Origin of the sequence: Fundicoccus sp. Sow4_H7 (assembly GCF_052115865.1) — a bacterium.
Taxonomy (GTDB): domain Bacteria; phylum Bacillota; class Bacilli; order Lactobacillales; family Aerococcaceae; genus Fundicoccus_A.
Genome location: NZ_JBQKME010000005.1, coordinates 1 through 25834 on the forward strand (window position 1 = coordinate 1; position 25834 = coordinate 25834).

Sequence of the window (25834 nt, forward strand, 5' to 3'; positions counted from 1 at the left end):
TGAGTATGGGATTAAAGATACCGGCATAAAAAAATACCATGTATGATAAGACATCATACATGGCACAAATATTTTGTTTATTTACCTGTCTACTTGACAGGGGGCAGTTCATATGTGACTTGATTTTTTTCTTTGGATCTGGTTCATAGAGTCGTGTCATTAATAAAATACAATCTCTAAAATAACTGAAATTGCGATATCCATAAGCAATTCTTTTCTACTTTTATTTTAACTATTTGTGCCTTGAAACTACCAGATCCACTACCACCACTTCTAAGACTAGATTTAGCTAAAAATATTTGTCGTTCCTTATGATTCTTCAATGCAATTGCTAATGCCTCTTGTACCCAATCACCATAGCTAAAACCAGTAACGTATTTTAGTACACCGTCAACTATATATCCTGAAAGCATACCACCTACGAATACAGCAATTATTCCCGTTACACTCTGTATGGAGTAGCTTGAAGAAGCAGAATCATCTATTTAGATAATCGTATATGAAATATCATCATTTTGTTCATGTGCATAAATCAATACAGAAGATATATTATTCAGATGTAATGTACTTGTTAATGTTGTGATAGTTATTTTTTTTCATATGAGACATCCTCTCTTAGTGTCTTTTATTAAATTAAATACTAGTTCGATTAATTTATAAGCAACTGATAAATTACAAAAAAATTATACTCATTCTACTCTAGCAAAATAGTTATCATCTATCCGGATGATAACGCTCACTTGTTTATATGTCAATTTATTTACATTTAGAATATATAATATACATCATACTTTAAAATAAAGAACAAGACGGTTCATTAGCTGTTAAGTTTTTTGATAAAACATATTATCAATTAGTTTATGAATATATCTTGTATAGATGTACTTGTAACTAAAGTTTTAGCGATATATATAAGCTGTTGTTATTGTTGTTCTTCTGCTTATTTGTTATTTATGAAATTATTATCTAATTTCAAAACTTTAGAGGTTTACTCTAATAGCAACACCTTTAAATGCAGGTGATGCTTTAACCGTTAACAATCAATCAGTTAAATCTTGCTTTAACTTCATAAGTTAGGTATGATAGTGAAACTAAAAATAAAATACAATAAGATTGTATCTATTTTTATGTGTTGTATAATAGATTGTAAGTAATAGGGAGGTGACCGTTGATGGAGATGGAGCATATTAATGAAAATTTAATTAAAGTCATGATAGACATGGACGATTTAGAAGAACGTGGCATTGATTTCCTAGATTTAATTGGAGATCAAAGTAGTATAGAACAATTTTTCTACTCTATCTTGGAAGAAGTTGATGTGGACAATCATTTCCACGACTCAGAGGCTGTCACATTCCAAGTCATGCCGAATTCTGAAGGTTTGGAATTATACATCAGCCGAACGAATTTTGATGAAATGGATGCTTTTTGGGAAGACGAATTAACCAATCGCTTACATGAACATCGTAGACAACCACGAAAAAGTCGGAATACAAAAGCTAAAAATGATGAGAATCAAACAAATGATGCAGTACAAAACGAGAAAGAATCAAGTTCTTATTTTAATTTAAACAAAAAATATAGAAACAAATTAGGTCAAATCGTACGTTTCCAAACATTAAATAATTTTCTTGCGTTGGCACGTGAAATACCAATCGATACTATCCAGACGAATTTATACCATATGAATGGTAATTATTATTTAGTGATTAAATCAATTGATGAAGACTTAAGTGAGAAAAAAGCTTACTCATATGTATTAAAAATATTAGAATTTAGCGAACCATTCTCGACTACCGAAGATATTTTGATGGAATATGGTGAACTTTTACGTGAATCAGATGCCTTAAAATTTTTCGGCGAAAATATTTAACACAATTGTAATAATGCATTTCCCCTTTTTTTACGTATATATGTAAAAGGGGGATTTTTTTTATGAATGTAGCAAAAAATCAAAATGGTAAAGTTTATTACATTACACAGCCGCTCAATCTACCGCAAAAACAAAAATGGTATTGTCTCAAATGTGATCAGCCTATGTACTTAAAGAAAAGCAAGAGAGATGTCTATTATTTTAGTCATATTACTGCTTGTGGATCAGGACTGCAGAAAAAAGCTGCTCGTGAAACATCGATTCACCAAAAAGCTAAAAAAGAATTATGCAACTTTTTAAAGCCTACTGCTAAAGCTGTTCACAATGAATTTCTATTTCCGCGCATTCAACAGACGGCAGATGTCTACTGGGAGACAAATGAATCAAGTAAAATTGTCTTAGAATTTCAGCATAGTCCCATTCCGCGAAATGAAGTAATAAAACGCCATAAACTCTATTTAACAGAGGTTGACCAATGCATTTGGTTACTAAACGAAGATGATTTTAATATTAATAAAATGAATTTTTGGCATTTTTCAATGCTGCAATACAATGATGCTTATAAAAATTATTGGATAAGTTTGGATTTAGTCCGTAATCTTTTGGTTGTCCGTCCCTTTATCCCGCTCTTATATAAACAAAATTCATCTATAGAAGAGCGTTTTTATCCGATTGATTTTAATCTAGGGGACATACTAAAAGTTGATGTTAATTCTTTTAACTATCGACAAAAAATGACTCCCTTAAAGAAAACTAAAACCAAAAGCTTTGAACAACAATTAAATGCTGTTTTGCGTAATAAGCATTATTATCTTAGTCTTCATAAACTTTATCGTCATCATTTGGTATTAAGCCGGGCACCCCGTTGGATACTGGAAGAAAATTGGTATTCACCCCTGGTCCATCAACCGATGTGGGAGTTTTTTGCTTGGCTTATTGTTGAACTTAAGGAGTATGTGCTTGACTATATTGATTTAGATGATTTGAAATCATTAATAATGGACAATCCTATCAATAGTCATTTTCATTTTTGTTATTTACCTTTGATTGATGAAAAATATCAACAAGTATTTTTTGAAGATTTAATAAAATTACTGGTAGATAAAGGTCTTTTATATCCAGCCAAATGTGGTTTTTATAAAATATTAGTAAAAGCAGTTTTATTAATTTAAAAACGTGGGTGATTATGATAAGATATTTCTAATGATTTTTTTAGGAGGAATATAATAAATGGTAGAAAGTTATCAATCTCGTAATGATGTACCTGTTGAAAGTACTTGGGACTTAACCGTTCTTTTTGAAAATGATGAAGCTTGGGAAATAGCTTATAAAGATGCTGAATTTGAATTAGAAAAAATTAGTGCGTTGAAAGGGACTTTAGCAAATTCAGCTGAAGCTTTAGTTCATGCAATTGATACTATTTTAGCCGCTTCAAGAAAAGTATCGAATGTTTATACTTATTCGCATTTAAAATATGATCAAGATTCCACAGACTCAACTTACCAATCTTTAGATGCGCGTTCTAATCAATTATATAGCAAACTTTCAGAATTAACGGCATTCTTTCAACCAGAAGTTTTATCGATTCCCGAAGAAAAACTAGCTGAATTTATTGAATCTAATGAAACTCTAAAAGAATACCAACAATATTTAGACAATATGACGCGTCAAAGAAATCATGTGTTAGCTCCTGAACAAGAAGTCATCTTAGCGCAAGCTAGCGAGGTTTTATCGGCTGCAAGTAAAACTTTTGGTGTTTTAAATAACGCTGATTTAAGTTTTCCAGAAGTAGAAGATCAAAAAGGTGAAAAGATCCAACTTACACATAGTATTTATGGTAAATTACTAGAAAGCACAGATAGACGTGTTCGTAAGGATACATTTGAAAAATTCTATTCAGTTTATGATCAATATAAAAACACTATGGCTTCTTTACTAAGTACCAATATTAAAGCGGACAATTTTTCTGCGAAAGTGCGTAATTTTAACTCAGCACGTGAAGCAGCGTTATTTACTAATAATATTCCTGAATCCGTTTATGATACTTTATTAGAAACAGTAGGTGAACATTTACCAAGTTTACATCGTTACGTTGCTTTACGTAAAGAATTACTAGGTATTGAAGATTTAGAGATGTACGATATGTACACACCGATTTTAGGGGAAGCACCTTTAAGCTTCAATTATGAAGAAGCTAAGGAAATTACGCTAGAAGCTTTAGCACCATTAGGTGAAGAATATATTTCGATTATCAAAAAAGCTTTTGATGAACGTTGGATTGATTTATATGAAAACAAAGGAAAACGTAGTGGAGCCTATTCTTCAGGAACTTATGACAGTAATCCATATATTTTGATGAACTGGCAAGATAATGTGAATTGGCTGTATACATTAGTCCATGAATTAGGGCATAGTGCACACTCCTATTTAACTCATAAAAACCAACCATATATTTATGGTAATTATTCCATCTTTTTAGCAGAAATTGCTTCCACTACGAATGAAAACTTGTTAACGAGTTATTTATTAGATCGTTATACCGATCCAAAAGTGCGTTTATATATTATTAACCACTTCTTAGATGGGATGAAGGGTACTGTTTACCGTCAAACTCAATTTGCAGAGTTCGAACATTTTATGCACACGGCAGATGCGGAAGGCAAACCATTAACACAAGCCTTTTTATCTGAAAATTACAAAGCGATGAATGAAAAATATTATGGTCCAGATGTCAATTCAGATTCAGAAATTGCCCTTGAGTGGAGCCGTATTCCTCACTTCTACTATAATTACTATGTGTTCCAATATGCTACAGGTTTTGCTGCAGCCACTGCCTTATCGGAAAAGATTTTAAGTGGAGACAAAGAAAGCTTGGATAAATACTTGAATTACCTTAAAGCAGGTAAAAGTAATTATCCAATCGAAATCATGAAACAAGCTGGTGTTGATATGACGCAAAAAGAGTACTTAATGTCTGCCTTAAATGTATTCGAAGCGCGTTTAAATGAATTTGAAAACTTGCTGAAAGAACAAAAATAAGAAACATCATCAATAAATATTAGGAAAAGCCACCATAAACGTTTATAAAATAACGTTCATGGTGGTTATGTGTTTCAAATTTCTTTTTGAGGAAAATAAGCTTCTAGTCGATAAATACGTTGGCCTCTAGCAGAAAACTTCATCTCATATTCTGTTTCAATGTTACCTTCAAAATCTGATTGATGTAAATCTAGCCATACTTGCTTTAAGATAATACCAAATTGTGACATACTTGCTAATGAATATTCAAATAAGCCTTGGTTATCGGTTTTAAAATGGATTTCACCTTCTGGATGTAAAATTGATTGGTATTGTTCTAGAAATTCAGGACTCGTTAAACGTCTTTTAGCATGTTTTTTCTTAGGCCAGGGATCGCTGAAGTTTAAATAGACACGATTAACTTCGCCGTGTTCAAAGTATTGATTTAAATGACGTCCATTAGTGTGTAAAATTAAAAGATTCGGAAGATTTAATTCTAGTTGTAGTTCGAGAATTGAAACAACGACACTAGTTTGAAGTTCGATGGCAATAAAATTAAACTCCGGATAAGTTTTAGCCATTTCTGTTATAAAACGACCTTTTCCAGAACCAACTTCTATAAAAATAGGTTGTTGCTTTTGAAATTTGTCTTGCCACATTCCCTTATATTGTTCAGCTTGGGGTACAACAAATTTTGGGTGTTGATCAATTAAATCTTGTGCCCATGGCTTATGTCTTAAACGCATTAAAAATCTCCTTTTTAAAAAATAAAAGTTATTTAACTTGATTATAGATGGACTTGATTAACAAAATCACTTCATTCATACGTTGATAGCGATTTTCAATCGAAAAATGTTTAACCAATAACAAACAATTCATCAGTGAGTACCATTGGACGCGTTTAAATACCTTTTTATCCACTTCGATTTCATAGGAATTAAACCAAGACATCCATTGACTCGGCTCAAAGTATTGACATAACAACCAAGTGATGTCACTGATTGGATCAGCAATCCGCACATTTTCCCAGTCCACCAAATACAATTGATTATCATTACTCAATAAAAAATTGTGATGATTTAAATCACCATGACAGACGACATAGTCAACCAGATAAAAATCATCATCAATTTGATTTTCTAGAAATTGAATCACTTCATTAAAAAACATATGAGACTTTAACGAAGGAGGCAAATCTTTAAAATAAATATCAATAAAATCGAGTGGCTTACAAACACGATTATCAATCCGTCGTAATGTCATCAGCAAATTTTTTGACTGATGGATGTGACGAATCATTTTAATCACTCTGTCATCGGCCATATTTTTTTTGCTTAAGGTTTTTCCTTCTGCCCATTCTTGAGCGGTTAAAATATCACCTGAATAGGTTCGCTGTGTCCATTTCAATTTGGGGGTAATCCCGTCTGCGGCTAAAGTGGCTATTAAAGGAGATGAATTTCGCTTGAAAAAAATTTTTTCATCTTGTTTTGTCCCCATGAACGCTTGGCCAGTTGCACCTAATATCGGACGCAACTCCCATTGTTCTTCATTTTCAACCAAAATATCACCTCCGATAAATAATTTTACAAATGAAATATCATTGTATCACGTTTAGTAAATCAAGCAAGACAAAGTATGATTAGATTTCAGTCAAATCAATAATTTCTCCTGTGTAAATATCACTAGCAAAACGATAAGTTGTTACTTTATCCATTTCTTTTGTCGAAATTTCTCCAATATACACTAAAGGTTGACTTTGAAATTGCTCATAAGGAATTGGATCATAATCAATCCATGAACCGATCACAGTGTTGTTGTCTTTAAAATCAATTAAGAGTTGTTCGAGTACTTTGCCGGCATTCATTGGTTTATTTTCTTTGATGAGTAATGTTGTAGCAACTCCAACGATAACACCAGTTACTAGAAGTAATGTGCCAATAATATTGTCTTTTTTTGATTCGTTCATGCTTAAACATCCTTTCGATAAATGTTGGTATTCTTCATTGTAACATGATTCCCGTCGAAATAAAAAATGAATAAATTAGGCGTTTAGCATTTTTTATAGGCTAAGGATGTAACAAGCCTCAAAAAGCTCACAATAGATAACTTTCCTTAATTGATTTATCTGTCAAATTATGACACAATAAAATAACTAAAATGTATTTGTTAGGAGGAAACCGAAAGCTCATTTCGGTAATATTATGCAAAATAAAACATTCCAATTAATTAAAGATTTAACTGAATTACAAGCTACTTCAGGTAATGAAAAAAATGTACGTAACTATATGAAACATTACATGGAACCGTTGGTAGACCATGTGGAAGTTTCACCATTAGGCAATGTCTTTGGAGTTAAAGAAAGCAAAAAAGATGATGCACCAACTCTTTTAGTTGCTTCACATATGGATGAAGTAGGATTTATGCTGAGTCAAATTACTGATAACGGACTTTTTAAAGTTGTCCCCTTAGGTGGTTGGAATCCTTACGTTGTTTCAGCCCAAAGATTTACACTACAAACATCAAAAGGTGATTATCCATGTGTGTCTTCTGCAGTAGCCCCTCATTTATTAAGAGGTAAAGAAGGTAATCATAATGTTGATATCAGTGATATTTTATTTGATGCAGGTTTTACTTCCCGAGAAGAAGCAGAAGCATTTGGTGTTCGACCAGGCGATACCATTGTTCCGTTAGTTGAAACGATCTATACAGCCAATAAAGAATCGATTATTAGTAAAGCTTGGGATAATCGATATGGCTGTGTTGCTGTTTTAGAAACGTTGGAAGAAGTGAAAGATTTAGATTTAAATAGCCGATTAATTATGGGAGCGAGTGTTCAGGAAGAAGTTGGCTTGCGCGGTATTAAAGGGGCAGTGCATCAATACCAACCAGACGTATTTATTGCGGTTGATTGCTCACCAGCAGCAGATACTGACGGTAAAAAAGATGCCTCTGGTCGCTTAGGTGATGGATTCCTTCTAAGAGTACAAGATCCTGGTCATTTAACCCACCGTGGAATGGTAGAGTATTTACTTGATACAGCTTCTTCAAATAATATCCAATATCAATACTACTTCTCTAAAGGTGGAACAGATGCTAGCGCAGCACACGTTATGAATCAAGGAGTTCCAAGTGGAGTTATCGGTGTTCCAGCTAGATATATTCATGGACATCAAACGATTTTTAGAATTTCAGATTATGAAGCTGCTCGCGAAATGTTACAAACAGTAGTGAAAACATTCGACCGAACAACTTTAAATACTATTATGGAAATGAATTAATTAAGAGGAGTGTATGATTTGTTAGCTTTTTATAATAAAGATAACGTAGGCGATACATTAATGTTAACTTTTGGATCTGTTGGAGAACATGGTGTGGACGTCGAACAAAAAGATACTGTTACAGTTATTAAAGACAAAACGACTCAAGATGTGATTGGGATTAATGTATTTAATATCAGTGATTCTATGTCTTTAGTTGGAAATGGACCAATTAAACTAACAGACGAACAAATTAATCAAGTTAATGATTTGTTAGAAAAGAATGGTTTTGCTCCATTAAGTGACACAGACCAATTAGCTAAATTAGTAGTAGGATATGTAGAAAGTTGTGTGCCACATGAGGACAGTGACCATTTAAGTGTCACACAAACACGTGTGAATAACGACGAAGTATTGCAAATTGTCTGTGGAGCTAAAAACATTGATGCTGGACAACATGTTATTGTAGCAAAACCTGGTGCTGTTATGCCAAGTGGAGAAATTATTTGGGCCGGTGAGTTACGTGGCGTTAAAAGTTCAGGTATGATTTGTTCGACGAGAGAACTTGATGCCACCGATATTGAAGACTTACCAGGAATTTGGGAATTAAATGATTCATTTGAAGTTGGAACGCCTTTAGAAGAAGTTTTAGAATGGTATCGTAAGAACTAATAATAAATAGAGGAGGCACTGAGATGTCCGACAACGAAACATCCCAAAGAAGAAAATTCTTAGATAAAAAAGAATATCGTTTCGAACAAAATATTAATCGTGATTCAAATAAATCACGTTTTACACCGGCACTCAAAGCCGAAAAACAAAAGATTTTAGAACCGCTAAATAGCGAATTAACTGTAAATGATAAAAATCAAGATGATTTTCAGTCAGAATATATTGACTTAGATCAAAACTTATATGATTTTGATAAGATTGACCCTAATAGTTTACAAGCTGAAATGAAGGCTTATAATAACAAGGAGAAGGGAAATCTCGAAGTTTCAACTAATGAGCAAACAATCGACTCTTCAAAAGTTGTTGAGACTTCAAAACGTTCAAGACCATTAGAAGATTATCAAATACCATTTTTGAAGCAAAACAAAGCAGCAAAAGAGTTTTCAGATTATTATGTTTATTTAGAAAATGAAACAGAGCAAGTCCAGGAAGTGAGTTCTGTAAAGCAAGAAGAGACGATTGATTCTGATATTGATCATCATGAGTCAATTCATCCTCCCTCTAGCCGTTCAACTTATACCCCTTCTTTCAAATTAACAAATAGATATGAAAGGGTAGATTCAAAACAAAATCATCCCTTAAATCAAGATTTGGAAGTTGAAGTAGAACATGCCAAAAATCAGTATGAAATCGTTGATGCAAAAGCATCCACTTTCGTACCTAAGAAAATTCCTACACCATACAAAGAAAAAATAACAAAGTACCATCAAGTGGACAACCAATTAAGAGTATTAGCAAAGCGTTTGGTCAAAACAAAGGATTCTTTTCTTCGTTTTGAAAATTAGGAGGCAAATAGTAACAATGTTAAAAAAAGATACAATTTATCATTTTGTAGGAATAAAAGGCTCTGGAATGAGTGCCTTGGCTCTCATTTTACACGGTGAAGGTTACCAGGTCCAAGGTAGCGATATTGGTAAATATTTTTTCACCCAACAAGAATTAGAGAACCAAAACATTCCTATTTTTGAATTTAATTCAGATAATATAACTGAAGGATTGACGATTATTGCGGGAAATGCTTTTGGGGACGAACATCCAGAACTGGTAAAGGCGAGAGAATTAAATTTACCAATCCAACGTTATCATAAATTTTTAGGTGAATTAATTAATGGCTATACTAGTATTGCGGTTACAGGTTCACATGGTAAAACTTCTACCACAGGATTACTGTCGCATACACTTAAAAATCTAGCTCCACTCAGTTATTTAATTGGCGATGGGACAGGTTTTGGAGATGAAGAAGCCAATTATTTTGCATTGGAAGCCTGTGAATACCGCCGTCATTTCTTAGCTTACAGTCCAGATTATGCGATTATCACCAACATTGATTTTGACCACCCTGATTATTACCAATCCATAGAAGATGTTGCTGAGGCATTCCAAACGTTTTCGAATCAAACGAAAAAAGCAATCATCGCTTGTGGTGATGATGAGTACTTGAAGGAATTAACTACAGACATTCCAATCTATTACTACGGATTTGACGACAACAACCATATTCGTGCAATCAATATTGACCGTAGTGTTAATGGTTCTAGTTTTGATGTGATCGTTAATGACACTTTATTTGGATATTTTGAACTTCCAGTATATGGAAAACATAATATTTTAAATGCATTGAGTGTTATTACAGTGTTAAATTTAGAAGGTTTTCAAGCCGAGGATATTGCAGAACATTTGGCAACTTTCACAGGGGTAAAACGTCGTTTTTCTGAAAAACAAGTTGAGGGACTAACAATTATTGATGATTATGCACACCATCCTTCTGAAATCAAAGCGACTATTGATGCTGCCAAGCAAAAATACCCTGATCGTCGTGTGGTGGCTGTTTTCCAACCGCATACTTTTAGCCGGACCATAGCCTTATTACAAGATTTTGCGGAATCTTTAAATTTAGCTGATGATGTGTACTTGGTTGATATTTTTAATTCGGCAAGAGAAGAAGCTGGGAATGTATCGATCATAGACTTGGCTAATCGCATTGACAAAGATGTTGAGATTATTTCTCAAGACCATCTTTCACCGTTAATGGCGTATCAAGATGCAGTCATATTATTTATGGGAGCTGGAGATATCGATGTAATTGGTAATCAGTTTGTATCTTCGTATGCTCAATTAAAGCCAAATACATTGTAGTTGAACAAAATGATACGAATAATAAATCATTTCTAAGCAGCCCGTACAAACGTAGTTGTAGATGATTTATTATTCTTTTTTGTCTTATAGAACATGTCCGTAAACTATCTTAAATGAAATGAGGAATATATCATGTCCAACCGTAAAATAATGTTAATTGATGGGAGTAGTTTAGCTTTTCGCGCCTTCTTTTCTATCTTAAACTTTGAACAATTCAAAAATAAGGCAGGTTTACATACCAATGCTTTATATAGCTTCAATTTAATGTTAAATACCGTTTTAGATCAATTTGAACCGACACATATTTTAGTTGCATTTGATAAAAGTGAAACAACTTTTAGAACCGAAAAATATACTGAGTATAAAGGCGGAAGACAAAAAACACCGAGCGAATTTAAAGAACAGATGCCTTACTTTAGAGTGCTACTAGACGCTTATGGGATTAAACATTATGAAATTATACGCTATGAAGCGGATGACATTATTGGAACACTAGCGCATCAAGCGGATGAAGACGACGAAGTGATTGTTATTTCAGGTGATAAGGATTTAATCCAATTAGCAAGTGGCAATACAACGGTTTATATTACCCGTAAAGGTGTCAGTGATTTAGAAGCTTATACTCCTGAAACGATTCAAGAAAAATATGGCTTAACCCCTCATCAAATTATTGATTTAAAAGGTTTGATGGGTGATAGTTCAGATAATTATCCTGGTATTACTCGTATTGGAGAAAAAACAGGCATCAAATTACTCAAAGAATTCGGTAGTATTGAAAATATGTATGACAATTTAGATGATATTAAACCATCTAAAATGAAAGACAATATTATTAATGATAAAGACAATGCTTTTATGAGTAAAGATTTAGCTAGAATTTTAACAGATGCCCCTTTAGAAATTTCAATCAACGATATTGAATTAATAGGTAAAAATATCGATGCCTTAGCAGAGTTTTATCGCAATATGGATTTTCATTCGTTCTTAAATAACTTGCAGACAGAATATAGCGATCAACTAATTGATGAAGGAGATCAATTAGAATTGGATCAATATGAATACGAATATTTAGATGAGCTGCTAGCATCCCATTTACCTAAACAAGCAGTTATTTATTTTGAAACACTAGAAGAAAATTATCATTTTGCAGACATTAAGGCTGTCGCTTGGTTAGATATTAATGCTAAAAAAGCTTATATCACATCGGCAGAAATAGCCTTTGCTAGTGATGCTTTTAAAGAATGGCTAGCTTCAGAAAACCATGCGAAAATTTCTTGGGATTCAAAACGCGATACTGTTTTAGTATCTCATTTCGATACTACTTTAAAAGGCCTTCAATTTGATACTTTAATTGCAGCTTATTTAATTGATTTGAATAATACCAAGGATATTACAGATGTCCTTTCGATTGCTGAATTACCAAGTATTGTTAAAAATGATGAGGCTGTTTATGGTAAAGGGGCTAAAGCTTCGATTCCAGAAGATCAAGAAGTTTTAGGGCAACATCTTCTAACTAAATTAGTAGCATTAGAGCATTTAATGCCAGAGTTGGAAAATCGTTTAGCGGAGCTTGAAATGATGGATTTGTATTCTACCATCGAATTTCCTCTAGCAAAAATATTGACTTCAATGGAAATACTAGGGGTTAAGGTAAACGGATCTGAACTTGGGGAAATGAATGCCGAAATGTCCGAAACCCTTGCCAATATGGAAGCTGAAATTCATGAATTAGCTGGTGAGGAATTTAATGTTAATTCGCCAAAACAATTAGGGGTTATTTTATTTGAAAATCTAAAATTACCTGTCATAAAGAAAACAAAAACAGGCTATAGTACAGCTGCGGATGTTCTTGAAAAACTTTCAGGTAAGCATCCAATCGTGGATAAAATCCTCGATTACCGTCAATTAGCTAAATTACAAGGAACTTATCTTGCAGGCTTACCGCCATTTATTAAAGAAGATGGACATATTCATACACGCTTTGTTCAAACCTTAACCCAAACTGGACGATTAAGTAGTACTGATCCAAACTTGCAAAACATTCCTATCCGTATGGAAGAAGGGCGCAAAATTCGGAAAGCTTTTGTACCTTCAAAAGAAGGTTGGTTAATGTTTGGAGCGGACTATTCACAAATTGAGTTGCGTGTTTTAGCTCATATTTCAAAAGATGAACATATGCAACAAGCCTTTATTGATGGCGAAGATATTCACTCAGCAACTGCAAGACGTGTATTTGGTATAGGAGAAGATGAAGCAGTTACTTCTGAGCATCGACGTCAAGCTAAAGCTGTTAACTTTGGGATTGTCTATGGAATTAGCGATTATGGTTTATCTCAAAATTTAAATATTAGTCGTAAAGAAGCGAAAGACTTTATTGATCGTTATTTTGAACAATATCCTGGGATTAAACAATTTATGGATGATATAGTTAAGGAAGCAAAGGAAAATGGCTATGTAAGTACCTTGTTCAATCGTCGTCGTTATTTACCAGATATTCATTCAAGTAATTTTAATTTACGCTCATTCGCTGAACGAACAGCCATGAACTCACCAATCCAAGGAACAGCGGCAGATATATTAAAAATTGCCATGGTATCCCTACATCAAGCCATTATTGATGAAGGCTTACAAGCAAAAATTTTATTACAAGTCCATGATGAGTTGATTTTAGAAGCACCAGTTGAAGAAATTGAACGCTTAAATGAACTCGTTCCACAAATTATGGAAGGAGCCGTCGAGCTATCTGTTCCTTTAAAAGTTGATTATAACAGCGGAACGAATTGGTACGACTTAAAATAGAAAGGAAATAGGCATGCCGGAACTACCCGAAGTTGAAACAATACGTCAAGGATTAGAGCCATTAATAAAGGAGAAGGCAATTGCTTTAGTTGATGTTAGTTGGCCTAGAATTATTAATACCGAATTGGATTTGTCAGATTGGCAAAATGCTCTAGTCGGACAAACAATTCATAGCCTGTTAAGACGGGGCAAGTATTTAATTTTCCAACTCAGTAACTGTTATTTAATTTCGCACCTTCGAATGGAAGGTAAGTATTTCTTTTATCCCGCTAGTGAAGTGCCGCTGGTAAAAGAAAAGCATACGCATGTTCGTTTTATCTTCAAAGACCATTCAGAATTGCATTATCATGATGTTCGTAAATTTGGCAGGATGGAACTCATTGGTTTAGAGGATTTAACGTCCTATTTTCAATTAAAAAAATTAGGACCAGAACCGACAACAGAATCCTTTAAAATAAATAACTTTGCTGAAAAACTAAGTCGTATTAAAAAATCCATCAAACCAGCATTGCTCGATCAATATTTAGTAACAGGTTTAGGTAATATTTATGTGGATGAGGTTTTATTCCAAGCAAAGATTCATCCCTTAACCTCTTCCCAGCAATTGACCTCAAGTCAAATTAAACGATTGCATCATGCCATCATTGATGTTTTAAGTCGAGCAAGTGAAGCGGGCGGTTCAAGTATTCGAACATATCGCAATGCTTATGGTAAAGAAGGGACTTTTCAACAACATCACCAAGTTTATGGAAAAGAAAATCAGCCATGTCCTATTTGTGGCACAAGTATTGAAAAAATCTCTGTCGGTCAACGAGGAACACATTTTTGTCCGAATTGCCAGATTTTTGAGGAAAAGTAGGAGAGTCGATCCATGTATATCATTGCATTAACTGGAGGTATCGCTACAGGGAAATCGACAGTCGCGAATTATTTGTTAGATAAAGATTATCCTGTCATTGATACGGATCTGCTGTCAAGAAAAGTAGTAGAACCAGCCGAAGTCGGCTTAAAAAGAGTTGTTGAAACTTTTGGAAAAGTTGTTTTGACAGCAGAAGGTGAACTTAATCGAAGTCAATTAGCTGCAATCATTTTTAACGATGAAGATAAAAAAGAAACTTTGAATGCTATTTTACATCCATTGATCTTTGAGGAAGTTGATCGTTTACTAGAATTGTATAGGCATGAGGAAGAAGCGTTAGTATTTGTGGATGTCCCTTTATTATTTGAGATTGGTCGGAACAATTATTATGATGAAGATTGGTTGGTTTATACCAAACCAGAGCTGCAACTGGAACGACTCATTAAACGTAATGCTTATTCGCAAGAAGAGGCCACAGCGCGGATTAATAGTCAAATGCCCATTGATACAAAAATTGAATTAGCTGATATTATTATCGATAACAGTGGCACCGTAGATGAAACCTATCGACAGCTGGATATAGAATTGAATCGTTTAAATGAGAAATTAGTTAACTAGACTTTTTACAATTTGCTTACTATGTTAAAATAATGAAAACAAGTTTATTTGAGAGGAGGTTAGCTTAATGGAATGTCCAAAATGTCGACATCAGCAATCAAAAGTGATTGACTCACGTCCAGCAGATGATGGAGCCTCAATCCGTAGACGTAGGGAATGTTTAAATTGTGGTACTCGTTTTAATACTTATGAAAGAGTCGAAAGAGCGCCATTATTAGTCGTAAAAAGAGATGGGACACGTGAAGAGTTTAACCGTGATAAAATGTTAAGGGGTATTATACGTGCTGCCGAAAAGAGACCTATTTCTCGTGAACAAATGGATCAACTTGCTGCCAATGTAGAAAACGCAGTACGAGAAGAATCTGATACCGAAATTGCTAGCGAGCGTATTGGGGAATTTATTATGCCTAGACTAATGGAAATTGATGAAGTGGCTTATATTCGCTTTGCCAGTGTTTATCGTCAATTTCAGTCACGTGATATGTTCATTAAGGAGCTTGAAGCCATGAACCACAAAATGAAAGCTGACGGCTCATCTGTTGAGCTAGAATCAAATGAAACTGAAACCGAATGATCAATTTCAGGTGATTTTTCATCATTCGGTAGGCGCCAATGAATTAGAAAGACTTTCGCTCTTATATCAACCTATCATTGGAAGTTTAGCTGTCACCTTATACCAACGATTGATATTTTTTGCAAAACAAAAAAATACTTGGTCAGACTGTATTAAACACGCGACCTTCCTGCCACTTATCAATAGCGGTATCGATCAGTTTGAAAAAAGCCGTCATGCATTAGAAGCAGTTGGCTTAATGAAATCTTATGTCAAAAAAGAAGAACAGTTAGATTATCAAAAAATATTATATTACGAGCTCTTACCAACTTTAACGGCTCAAGAATTTTTAAGCCATCCCTTATTAAATACAGCTTTATATCGTCAAGTTGGTGAGGAAAGCTATCTTTCTATTGTTGAATATTTTAGCGTAGATGACTGGAACAAAAACGATTTTCAAAATATTTCTAAATCATATTCTGATGTCTTTAGAGTTTATCAAACAGATGTTCCTGTTAATGAGTCTATTCATCAGGATAATTCTAATGTAAATTCTGTTGAAATGCCGCCTACATTTAATTACAGTTTGTTTTTAAGGTATTTAATTGCTGAAGGGATTGAACATACTCAATTCACATCGCAGCTGCGCGAAAGTATTGCAGCTATTCATCAAGTTTATCAACTAGACGAAGAAGAAATGTTAGAAGTTATTAAAAACAGTTTAAATCCTCTCAAAAATACGATTCAATTAAATCAATTGAAGATCTTTGCTGAACGAAAAGTTCAACAAAAAGAAAAACAAAATGTTGAGAAAAAACCACGTCCTGTGAGTCTTCCTAAACAAGACCATAATCCATTATTATCTCAAGCAGATATGGAATTAGTAAGTCTTTGTGAACACATTCCAGCGCCAGTTTTCTTAAATAAAATAAAGCAAAATGTTGGTGGATTTGCGACAGACAGCGAAAGTTACTATTTAATAACTCTTTCTGAAAAGTCAGAACTGAATGAAGCTGTGATTAATATGTTAGTTTATTATTTGTTGGTATTTAAACAAAGAGACAATATTTACAAAGGTGAACTTGAACGAATGGCAAATTTATGGCAAAAGCAAGGGATTGATACGGCAGCTAATGCATTGTTAGCTATTTATTCAGAAGAAGAGAAGGCTAAAGAAAAAGAGACGAAGCAAACTAATTCTCAAAGTAAAAAATGGTATCAAAAAGATCATCGTCGTGTGGAAGAATTACCTGACTGGCTAATTGAACAAGAAAAAAATAAGAATGATGGACCCTCTAATGTTAAGGAAACTAAAAAGATTGCAGATGCTACTTCCAATGAACGAGAGCAAGAAATTCGTAGCAAATTAAACCAACTATTAAATGAGGGAGGTGACTAAATTTGCAATCAATGAATGATATTGTTAATAAAATGATTGGTGGAAATAGTCGCTACCAAGAAAGTTTAAATCAAACGATTAAGTCTACTTTAGCTTTTGAACCTATTCAAGCGTTTGTCAATGCCAATAGTGATCGCATTTCTGAAGAAATGATTCAGAATAGCTTTTCAAAATTAAATGAATTTAAAATTGAGTTTGAAGCTATTCAACGTGGAGAATTAGGGCAAAATCCTGGGTTTGAACCGAAGTTATTTATTAATGAAGGTTATATTGATGTGACTTATGTTCCAACACAGACCTATTATAATCAACAAGAGATGCGTAAAAAAGCCGCTTTGTTGGATAATCGGATGATGTCGCGGGATGTGCGAAATGCCAGTTTAATGGATTTTGGTACGGAAAATTCTCCTAGCCGCCAAAAGCTACTTGAAGAAGTCATGGCTTTTATTGATGTATATTTTGCAAATCCTAAACAAGCGCAAGGTCTTTTTATTGTAGGGCCTTTTGGTGTGGGAAAAACATTTCTATTGGGAGCTTTAGCTAATTATTTAGTAAGCCGTGATGTAGCGGTGACTATGTTGCATTATCCTAGCTTTGCCAGTGATATTAAGGCTTCAATTAGTGACAACACAACACAACAAATTTTACAAAAAGTAAAATCAGTGGATGTGTTGATGATAGATGATATCGGTGCTGAATCAAATTCAGTTTGGTTACGGGATGAAGTTTTAAGTGTTATTTTGGAATACCGTATGAAAGAAGCCTTAGCTACATTCTTCACTTCAAATGGCTCTATTGCAAATTTAGAATCACATTTAACTCAGTCGAGAGAAAGTGTTGAACCATTAAAAGCGAAACGATTAATGGAAAGAGTTAATTTTTTAGCCAAAGAAATTCATTTAACTGGCGATAATCGTCGCCGCATGCAACGTAATTAAAGAAGTAGGGGGTCGAATATGAACCATTATAACTCTGAAGAAGAAAAAAAGGCTCAACGTATGTTAATCGTTAATATTACGATTAGTTTTATTATTCAAATTGTATTACTATTAGTTTATTATTTTGGAGAAAAGCTAACCTTATTAGCCTTTCCAATGCTTTTAGGGATTTTAATTACAGGGAACGCCTTAGTCCAAAGTATTCAAGCTTATCGAAGACATTAGTTTGATATTTGCTTGCTTTTAAAGATAAAGAATGTTATAACTTAATTAACTTATTTGAAGACAACTAACTTTTCGTGATAGTTACAGAGAGAGACGGCTTGCTGAAACGTCTTACTTAGCAAAAGCTTAGACCCCTTCATCTTAATCTACTGGAAAATTTATTGAACAGTAGACGTCATGACTCGTTACGTCAATAATAAGTTTGTAATGATTATTACATTAATTTGGGTGGAACCGCGATAAAACGCCCCATTGTTTATTTTAACAATGGGGCGTTTTTTTCGATTTTAAGGAGGTAAATAATTTATGGAAAAAATTAAATTAACTTTCCCTGACGGAGCTGTCAAGGAATTTGATAAAGGTACCACAACTGGTCAAGTTGCTGAATCGATTAGTAAATCATTAGCTAAACAGGCTCTGGCTGGGAAATTAAATGACGAGCTGATTGATTTACATCGTCCGATAGAAGTAGATGGACGCATTGAAATCATTACTGAAAAAAGTGAAGATGCTCTACAAATCTTACGTCATTCAACCGCACATTTAATGGCACATGCCTTAACACGTTTGTATCCAGAGATACATTTTGGAGTTGGACCTGCGATTGAATCTGGCTTCTATTATGATACTGATATGGAAAACCAAATCCAAGAAGAAGCTTTACCGGCTATTGAGAAAGAAATGAAAAAAATCATTTCGCAAAACTATCCAATTGTAAGAAAAGAAGTTAGTCGTCAAGAAGCTTTAGAAATCTTTGCTAAAGATCCTTATAAAGTAGAATTAATTAACGATTTACCTGAAGACGAAGCTATCACTGTTTATCAGCAAGAAGATTTTGTTGACTTATGCCGTGGCGTTCATGTACCTTCAACAGGAAAAATTAAAGTATTCAAGTTATTATCATTAGCTGGTGCTTACTGGCGTGGAAATTCAAATAATAAGATGATGCAACGGATTTACGGAACTGCCTTTTTCAACCAAGAAGATTTAAAAGAATTTTTACGTTTGCGTGAAGAAGCCCGTGAAAGAGATCATCGTAAATTAGGTAAAGAATTGGATTTATTTATGATTTCGCAAGAAATTGGATCAGGTCTTCCTGTTTGGTTACCAAAAGGAGCTGCGATTCGTCGTACAATCGAGCGCTATATTGTGGATAAAGAAGTCGAATTAGGTTATGAACACGTCTATACACCTATTATGGCGAAAGCAGACTTGTACAAAACTTCTGGCCACTGGGATCATTACTATGAAGATATGTTCCCGCCAATGGATATGGGTGATGGTGAAATGTTAGTTTTAAGACCAATGAACTGTCCACACCATATGATGATTTATAAAGATGATGTCCACTCTTATCGTGAGTTACCAATTCGAATTGCTGAATTAGGAATGATGCATCGTTACGAAAAATCAGGTGCACTTTCAGGATTGCAAAGAGTGCGTGAAATGACCTTGAATGATGCGCATATTTTTGTTCGACCTGATCAAATTAAAGATGAGTTAAGACGTGTTATTGACTTAGTTCTAGCAGTTTATGAAGACTTCAATATTTCAGATTATCGTTTTCGTTTAAGCCTACGTGATCCAAACAACAAAGAAAAATATTTTGATGATGATAATATGTGGGAAAAAGCTCAATCCATGTTAAAAGAAGGCTTGGATGAGATGGGGATTGAATATTTTGAAGCAGAAGGGGAAGCTGCCTTCTACGGACCCAAATTAGATGTTCAATTTAAAACAGCGATTGGGATTGAAGAAACAATGTCAACTGTTCAATTGGATTTCTTATTGCCTGAACGTTTTGACTTAACCTATGTAGGTGAAGATGGAGCTAATACCCACCGTCCAGTTGTTATTCACCGTGGTGTGTTATCAACGATGGAAAGATTTGTTGCTTATTTGATTGAAGAATATAAAGGTGCATTTCCAACTTGGTTAGCTCCTGTTCAAATGATTTTACTACCTGTTAGTCTTGATGCTCATCAAGATCGAGTGGAAGAATTATATCAAACTTTCCGGACCAAAGGCTTTAGAGTAGAAATGGATTTACGTAATGAAAAATTGGGATATAAGATTCGTTCAGCTCAAACAAGTAAAATCCCATATCAAATTGTGATTGGTGATGAAGAAGTTGAAAACCAAACAGTTAATATCCGTAAATACGGTACAAAAGAGTCTAAGTCTTATTCGCTTGGTGAATTTATTGAACTTCTGAATACAGATATTACAGCTAAAAGCCGGTCAATTTAATTTTTGAATTCAATAATTAATACAAAAAAACCAAACTTTTGATATGTTAAAAGTTTGGTTTTTTGCTTATCTATAATTTTATTGGAAGAATTTAAAGATATCCCGCATGAAATTAGTAATAGGGTTATCTCTTCGATTTTCAAGTTCAACTGTTTCATCAGATGATTGATTGGCTTCTTCTTCAGCTTTGATAGATGCTTCTTCCGCTTCACGTTCAGCGCGTGTTTTATGCTTATTGGTTGGTAAAGCTTCATTTTGATACATATCTGGATATTCTAATAATCCATCTAGTAAGATTTCGATTTCCCAATAAGATGTAACTTCTAAGCCATCAGCACGATTAAAGAGTCCCATAGAAACAGCAATTAAATCCCGATCATTTTCATTAACTGTCGCTACGAATGTCCGACCGGCACCATCGGTTAAACCTGATTTTAATCCCGTTGTCCCAGGTCGACCATAGGTTAAGCCGGGAAGTAAAAGGTTACTTGTAGTAAATACCGATTCATAATCTGTGCCTTCCATAAATACATAATCGATTTTAGAAGTGACATCGAGTATTTCTGGATACTCCTCAACAATGTATTGTGCGACAAGGGCTACATCGGCTGCCGATAATTTGTTCTCATCATTTTCAGTTGAACCAGGCATCCACCATTCCTCGGGAACGTACATATTAGGTACACCTGAGGTTGTGTAGAATTCAAAATCAGTTATGCCCCAATCGGTTAATACTTCACGAATTTTTTGAACGGCTGTTTGTTCATCACCAAATAATTTCCACATCATCGTAGAAGTCGCATCATTACCTGATAACATCATGATTCCATGAATGAGATCTTCAACGCTATATTCGACGCCTGCATATAAACCAACAGCGGAAAGTTCTGGGTTGAAAGAGAGGTAATCTTCAATTGCTTGAGGTACTTCTACCATTGTGTCCATTGAAATAGTTCCTTCTTCAATGGCTTGATAGATTAAATATACAGCTAAAATTTTTGACATAGAAGCGATAGGGTAGGGAACAAATGCTTGTTCTTCTGCAAGAATACGATTCGTTTCTACATCGACAACCACATATGAACGTGCGTCCATGTTGGCTGCATACCAATCGATCAATTCTTGAGGATAATTATCTGGTAGTTCTGCTTCCGGGTATTCTTCAATATCTTCAGCATCACGTTCTAAACTAGGCGTCTTGGTAATATCCTCAACTTGAGCCAATACCTTAAATGGGGTTGAGAGTGAAATTAATAAGACTAAAAAGATAGAGAATAAATGCTTGTAGATTGATTTTTTAAAGATCAAGCGTAACGCCTCCTAATATTGATTACTTTACTATTATATACAAGTAGCACAAACTTTCCAATAATTGTTTAAAAATAATAAAATTTTTAAGTATATTAGTAGGACTAATATTACTAACAATCCAATGATTTTGAATGTATAATAGATTCATCATATCTTTTGAATGGAGAATTATATGAATAAGCTTAGACATCTTAATAATCATTCAGATATCGAATCAAATAGGCAAAATAGATTGTTTATTATGACAACCGTAGCGATCTTATTACCTTTTTATATTGGTGCCGTGGTATTGATTGTCCATTTTCTCTATTTAATATGGACAAATAGAAAAAAGTTAATTCAACAAATTAAAGAAATGGGCTGGATTGCGGTTTTCATTTTATACACCGCTCTTGTGTCGCTTGAAAATCGAAATTATATAGGATTAGCGATTTCGCTTGCCTTGTTTCTTGTTGCTCTATATTTCAGTAGTTATTTAGAAAGCTTTTCTGCTAAACTTTATATCAGTCTCTTAAAGACAATTAGCTATGGAAGTTTCTTTGTTGGGATATTTAATTTAGTCAATTATATTATTTATATTGTTAAAAATAATTTATCGATCTTCTATATATTACAAACATCCAATCCACAGTTTCGAGCAGAAGCAACATTTTTTAATGCCAATTACTATGGCTTGTTTTGTATCTTTTCTATCTTGATTTCGATTTATTTATTGAATTATACGCGTGAACAACGATTGCGAATGTTCCATGCTTTAATTATTTCAATTAATCTTATTAGTATTATTATGACAGCATCAAGGATGTTACTTCCAACCGTTGTTATTGCTATTTTTGTACTGGTCTTCTTCATCCATAAAAGAATCGCTCTTGTCTTGTTAGGGACTGGCCTCCTCGGTTTAATTGGTGTCATGCTATTCCCAACTCTATTTCCAAGGTTTGAAACACTGGCCTATGGTTTTGAAGATCGGTTTGGTTTGTGGAATACAGGTTGGAATATCTTTTTAACCAAGCCTTTAACGGGGAGAGGGCCTTTGTCCTATATCAATTTTTATTATTTATTTATTAATGAAACAGATATGCATGCACACCAACTACTGATTGATAGCTTGGCTAACTATGGTTTGTTTGGCATTTTTATTTTGTTTAATGCTTTATTTGATTATGTTAATCGATTGATTGAAGCGTTGAAGATTAGCGAAATACGTTTAGAAGTAGGACTTGTTTTAGCCTTTATAGTGGCAGTCTTAGTCCACGGTCTTGTTGATGTGTCTATTTTTTGGCTGCAAACGGGTTTTGTCTTTCTCATCGTTTGCCTATGCCCAACTGAAAGCATGTTAAAAGTTCGTTATGAACAACTAAAAAAGCTGGAGCAAGATTAAAATGCCCCAGCTTTTTGTATTGATATTTATTTTTCAATAAAAATATTGGTTAGACCAGAATTGTCTTTAAAAGTTAATTGATTTTCTTTTACACTGTAATAGATATCTTGTGCACTCAGTTGTTGTGAAATATAGGCAATGTCATCGGCAGTTGCATCCCAAACTAGAGCCCGCAAACCTTGCTGGTTTTCTTCTGGCTGTGGTAGGTTAGCACCTAACCAAATATTTGCTCCTAAATGATGGTGATAATCACCTGATGCCATAAATATAGCTTGGTTACCATATGGGTATTTAAAACCTAAACCAACATTTGTGATATAAAATTGTAAGGTTTCAGCTACATCGCCTACATGAAGATGAATGTGCCCCATGGTAGTCCCATTTGGAATTCCTTCATAAGTTGAGCTCGCATTACTTAAAACATCGTCAATATCCATTGCTTCTGTAATCCCACCGATAAAACCATCTTCGCGAATATCCCATTCACTACGATCTTTATCTGCGTAAATTTCAATGCCATTACCTTCAGGATCTGTTAAATAAATAGCATTGCTGTAACCGTGGTTAGATGCACCTTCAAGGGTAACTTCTTCCTTAACTAAATGCAGTAAAATAGTACCTAAATCTGCTTTTGTTGGTAGTAATAAAGCTAAATGATACAGTCCTGTTGTGCGTTTCGATTTTTTAACGTCAGTAGGGAATATTTCAATTAAAATAGTATGGTCAGGAGTCCCAAAGGCAAAATAACCATTATTTTCTTCGATGAGGGTTAAACCAATTTTTTCTTGATAAAAAGTGGCTAAACTTTTAGAATCAAGTGCATTTAATTGTACTCTAGATGTCACAACGGCAGTTTTTGATTGTGTTAGTGGATTTGGTGTCATAATTTTCTCCTCAATATTCAAATATACGTTTTAATGATAGTCGATAGCATTATTTTTGTCAATCATATATTTACTAAAATTAGAAATTTACTAGATTAGTTAAACGAAGAGTGCTATACTAATCGGGTTGATATTTATTAATAAAAATCAAAATTCCATTTGCATTTAATATTGTTATGTGATATTATCTAGTAGTTGAGAAAATAAGTAGGAACAAGTCGTTTCTCGCCACTTGTTAAGCAAGATGGCAAATAAAGGATGTAAACAAGTGATATAAGCTTGTTTTATTTCTTTGTGAGTAAAAGACTAGTTTTCGAACTAGTCTTTTTTTATACAACGAATCTACAAGAAATCTCAAACAATATATGGAGGTGGAAAGTTATCGTTAAAGAGCTTATTATTAACGAGGACATTCGCGCAAGAGAGTTACGTCTAATTGGTGATAATGGAGAACAAATTGGTGTTAAATCCCTTGATGATGCATTAGTACTTGCAGAATCATTTGGATTAGATCTAGTACTTGTATCGCCGCAAGCCAAACCACCAGTAGCACGAATCATGGATTACGGTAAGTATCGTTTTGAGATGCAGAAGAAAGAAAAAGAACAACGTAAAAATCAAAAAATTGTGTCAGTTAAGGAAGTTCGTTTAAGTCCTTCTATTGAAGAACATGACTATCAAACTAAATTACGTCAAGCGATTAAATTCTTAGAAAATGGCGATAAAGTAAAGGCATCTATTCGTTTTAGAGGTCGTGCAATTACACATAAAGAATTAGGTCGTGAAGTTCTAGAAGATTTTATTGCAGATACAAAAGAACTTGCAGTTGTTGAATCTCAACCTAAAATGGAAGGTCGTAGTATGTTCATCATGCTAGCCCCATCCAAAGGTGAGTAACATACTTTATTTTTTAGGAGGAATTGTCAATGCCAAAACAAAAAACACATCGTGGTTTAGCTAAACGCGTTAAGAAAACAGGATCAGGTAAACTAAAACGTTCACGTGCGTTTACTAGTCACCGTTTCCACGGAAAAACTAAAAAACAACGTCGTCAATTACGTAAAGCGAGCCTAGTATCACCAGGCGATTACAAACGTATTAAACAACAAATTTCAGCACTATAAGATAGATTACGAGGAGGATTAAATTATGGCACGTGTTAAAGGTGGATATGTTACGCGTCAACGTCGTAAACGTACATTAAAATTAGCAAAAGGTTATTACGGAGCAAAATCAAAACTTTACAAAACAGCTAAGCAACAAGTAATGAAATCATATACTTATGCTTACCGTGACCGTCGTCAAAGAAAACGTGATTTCCGTCGTTTATGGATTACACGTATCAATGCAGCTGCTCGAATGAATGGTTTAAGCTATTCAGTATTAATGAATGGTTTAAATAAAGCTGGTATTGAAATTAACAGAAAAATGTTAGCTGATTTAGCAGTTAATGACGAAGTTGCGTTCTCTGCATTAGTAGAACAAGCAAAACAAGCATTAGCTTAATTCAATTTAGACGTAGTATTAGCATAAGATTTTCTTGGGATTGAAAGAAATCTTATGCTAATACTACGCTATTTTTTTGATTAATATTATTGAGA

Annotated in this window: 25 protein-coding genes and 1 other annotated feature; of the genes, 19 read left to right on the top strand and 6 right to left on the bottom strand. The window is 34.0% G+C overall.

Annotated features, from left to right (window positions below; translation table 11 throughout):
• Positions 1-176 precede the first annotated feature (176 nt).
• Entirely contained in the window at positions 177-413 is a 237-nt protein-coding gene (locus tag ACTQ54_RS06150) for a hypothetical protein (protein WP_441755260.1), read from the bottom strand.
• Positions 414-1171: 758 nt separating this feature from the next.
• Here ACTQ54_RS06150 and ACTQ54_RS06155 point away from each other — a divergent pair.
• The 3 genes from ACTQ54_RS06155 (at position 1172) to pepF (ending at position 4912) form a co-directional block, all read left to right on the top strand.
• Positions 1172-1873 carry an adaptor protein MecA gene (locus tag ACTQ54_RS06155; RefSeq protein WP_441755261.1) on the top strand — a complete coding sequence of 234 codons (702 nt, stop codon included), beginning with the start codon at positions 1172-1174 and terminating at the stop codon, positions 1871-1873.
• 62 nt (positions 1874-1935) lie between these two features.
• Positions 1936-3045 carry a competence protein CoiA family protein gene (locus tag ACTQ54_RS06160; RefSeq protein ID WP_441755262.1) on the top strand — a complete coding sequence of 370 codons (1110 nt, stop codon included), beginning with the start codon at positions 1936-1938 and terminating at the stop codon, positions 3043-3045.
• 58 nt (positions 3046-3103) lie between these two features.
• The gene (gene pepF / locus ACTQ54_RS06165; RefSeq protein ID WP_441755263.1) at positions 3104-4912 is read left to right on the top strand and encodes an oligoendopeptidase F; all 1809 of its coding nucleotides are present in this window, start codon (positions 3104-3106) and stop codon (positions 4910-4912) included.
• A 74-nt stretch (positions 4913-4986) separates the two neighbouring features.
• Here pepF and trmB read toward each other — a convergent pair whose 3' ends face one another.
• The 3 genes from trmB to ACTQ54_RS06180 form a co-directional block, all read right to left on the bottom strand.
• A complete protein-coding gene (trmB, locus tag ACTQ54_RS06170; RefSeq protein WP_441755264.1) occupies positions 4987-5637 on the bottom strand; it encodes a tRNA (guanosine(46)-N7)-methyltransferase TrmB in 651 nt (216 codons plus the stop codon).
• Positions 5638-5665: 28 nt separating this feature from the next.
• Entirely contained in the window at positions 5666-6451 is a 786-nt protein-coding gene (locus ACTQ54_RS06175) for a phosphotransferase family protein (RefSeq protein WP_441755265.1), read from the bottom strand.
• Positions 6452-6530: 79 nt separating this feature from the next.
• Positions 6531-6857 (bottom strand): hypothetical protein, encoded by a 327-nt coding sequence (locus ACTQ54_RS06180; RefSeq protein ID WP_441755266.1) that lies wholly within the window; start codon positions 6855-6857, stop codon positions 6531-6533.
• 235 nt (positions 6858-7092) lie between these two features.
• On the opposite strand from ACTQ54_RS06180, the gene pepA reads away from it, so the two are divergent.
• From pepA to thrS, 12 genes are all read left to right on the top strand, one after another.
• Positions 7093-8169 (top strand): glutamyl aminopeptidase, encoded by a 1077-nt coding sequence (gene pepA, locus ACTQ54_RS06185; RefSeq protein WP_441755267.1) that lies wholly within the window; start codon positions 7093-7095, stop codon positions 8167-8169.
• An 18-nt stretch (positions 8170-8187) separates the two neighbouring features.
• Complete coding sequence (ytpR, locus tag ACTQ54_RS06190) at positions 8188-8820, top strand: YtpR family tRNA-binding protein (protein WP_441755268.1); 633 nt, start codon at positions 8188-8190, stop codon at positions 8818-8820.
• A gap of 23 nt (positions 8821-8843) precedes the next feature.
• Complete coding sequence (locus tag ACTQ54_RS06195; RefSeq protein ID WP_441755269.1) at positions 8844-9665, top strand: hypothetical protein; 822 nt, start codon at positions 8844-8846, stop codon at positions 9663-9665.
• A gap of 16 nt (positions 9666-9681) precedes the next feature.
• The gene (gene murC, locus ACTQ54_RS06200) at positions 9682-11016 is read left to right on the top strand and encodes a UDP-N-acetylmuramate--L-alanine ligase (protein WP_441755270.1); all 1335 of its coding nucleotides are present in this window, start codon (positions 9682-9684) and stop codon (positions 11014-11016) included.
• A gap of 132 nt (positions 11017-11148) precedes the next feature.
• Entirely contained in the window at positions 11149-13815 is a 2667-nt protein-coding gene (polA, locus tag ACTQ54_RS06205) for a DNA polymerase I (RefSeq protein WP_441755271.1), read from the top strand.
• Positions 13816-13828: 13 nt separating this feature from the next.
• Positions 13829-14674, top strand: a complete 846-nt coding sequence (gene mutM / locus ACTQ54_RS06210) for a DNA-formamidopyrimidine glycosylase (RefSeq protein ID WP_441755272.1) — start codon at positions 13829-13831, stop codon at positions 14672-14674.
• Positions 14675-14686: 12 nt separating this feature from the next.
• Positions 14687-15292 carry a dephospho-CoA kinase gene (gene coaE / locus ACTQ54_RS06215; protein WP_441755273.1) on the top strand — a complete coding sequence of 202 codons (606 nt, stop codon included), beginning with the start codon at positions 14687-14689 and terminating at the stop codon, positions 15290-15292.
• Between the two features lie 67 nt (positions 15293-15359).
• Complete coding sequence (nrdR, locus tag ACTQ54_RS06220; protein ID WP_441755274.1) at positions 15360-15866, top strand: transcriptional regulator NrdR; 507 nt, start codon at positions 15360-15362, stop codon at positions 15864-15866.
• Positions 15847-17244, top strand: coding sequence for a DnaD domain protein (locus tag ACTQ54_RS06225; protein ID WP_441755275.1), 1398 nt, complete (start codon positions 15847-15849; stop codon positions 17242-17244). The genes nrdR and ACTQ54_RS06225 overlap by 20 nt, the downstream gene beginning before the upstream one ends.
• An 11-nt stretch (positions 17245-17255) precedes the next feature.
• Entirely contained in the window at positions 17256-18182 is a 927-nt protein-coding gene (dnaI, locus tag ACTQ54_RS06230; RefSeq protein ID WP_441755415.1) for a primosomal protein DnaI, read from the top strand.
• Positions 18183-18200: 18 nt separating this feature from the next.
• Complete coding sequence (locus ACTQ54_RS06235; protein ID WP_441755276.1) at positions 18201-18407, top strand: hypothetical protein; 207 nt, start codon at positions 18201-18203, stop codon at positions 18405-18407.
• 41 nt (positions 18408-18448) lie between these two features.
• Positions 18449-18662, top strand: a binding site (T-box leader).
• 51 nt (positions 18663-18713) lie between these two features.
• Entirely contained in the window at positions 18714-20657 is a 1944-nt protein-coding gene (gene thrS / locus ACTQ54_RS06240; RefSeq protein WP_441755277.1) for a threonine--tRNA ligase, read from the top strand.
• Positions 20658-20735: 78 nt separating this feature from the next.
• Here the strand turns inward: thrS and ACTQ54_RS06245 are convergent, their stop codons facing one another.
• A complete protein-coding gene (locus tag ACTQ54_RS06245) occupies positions 20736-21965 on the bottom strand; it encodes a D-alanyl-D-alanine carboxypeptidase family protein (protein WP_441755278.1) in 1230 nt (409 codons plus the stop codon).
• Between the two features lie 175 nt (positions 21966-22140).
• Here ACTQ54_RS06245 and ACTQ54_RS06250 point away from each other — a divergent pair, with 175 nt between their 5' ends.
• The gene (locus ACTQ54_RS06250; protein ID WP_441755279.1) at positions 22141-23349 is read left to right on the top strand and encodes an O-antigen ligase family protein; all 1209 of its coding nucleotides are present in this window, start codon (positions 22141-22143) and stop codon (positions 23347-23349) included.
• Positions 23350-23375: 26 nt separating this feature from the next.
• Here ACTQ54_RS06250 and ACTQ54_RS06255 read toward each other — a convergent pair whose 3' ends face one another.
• Complete coding sequence (locus tag ACTQ54_RS06255) at positions 23376-24233, bottom strand: VOC family protein (protein ID WP_441755280.1); 858 nt, start codon at positions 24231-24233, stop codon at positions 23376-23378.
• 396 nt (positions 24234-24629) lie between these two features.
• Between ACTQ54_RS06255 and infC the strand changes: the two genes are divergently transcribed.
• Genes infC through rplT form a run of 3 tightly spaced genes read left to right on the top strand, consistent with a single transcriptional unit; the run spans position 24630 to position 25739 of the window.
• Positions 24630-25130 (top strand): translation initiation factor IF-3, encoded by a 501-nt coding sequence (gene infC, locus ACTQ54_RS06260; RefSeq protein WP_441755416.1) that lies wholly within the window; start codon positions 24630-24632, stop codon positions 25128-25130.
• 29 nt (positions 25131-25159) lie between these two features.
• Positions 25160-25357: a 50S ribosomal protein L35 gene (gene rpmI, locus ACTQ54_RS06265; RefSeq protein WP_441755281.1), complete on the top strand. Its 198-nt coding sequence runs from the start codon at positions 25160-25162 to the stop codon at positions 25355-25357.
• 25 nt (positions 25358-25382) lie between these two features.
• On the top strand, positions 25383-25739 hold the full coding sequence (rplT, locus tag ACTQ54_RS06270; RefSeq protein ID WP_441755282.1) for a 50S ribosomal protein L20: 357 nt from the start codon (positions 25383-25385) through the stop codon (positions 25737-25739).
• Positions 25740-25834: the final 95 nt, after the last annotated feature.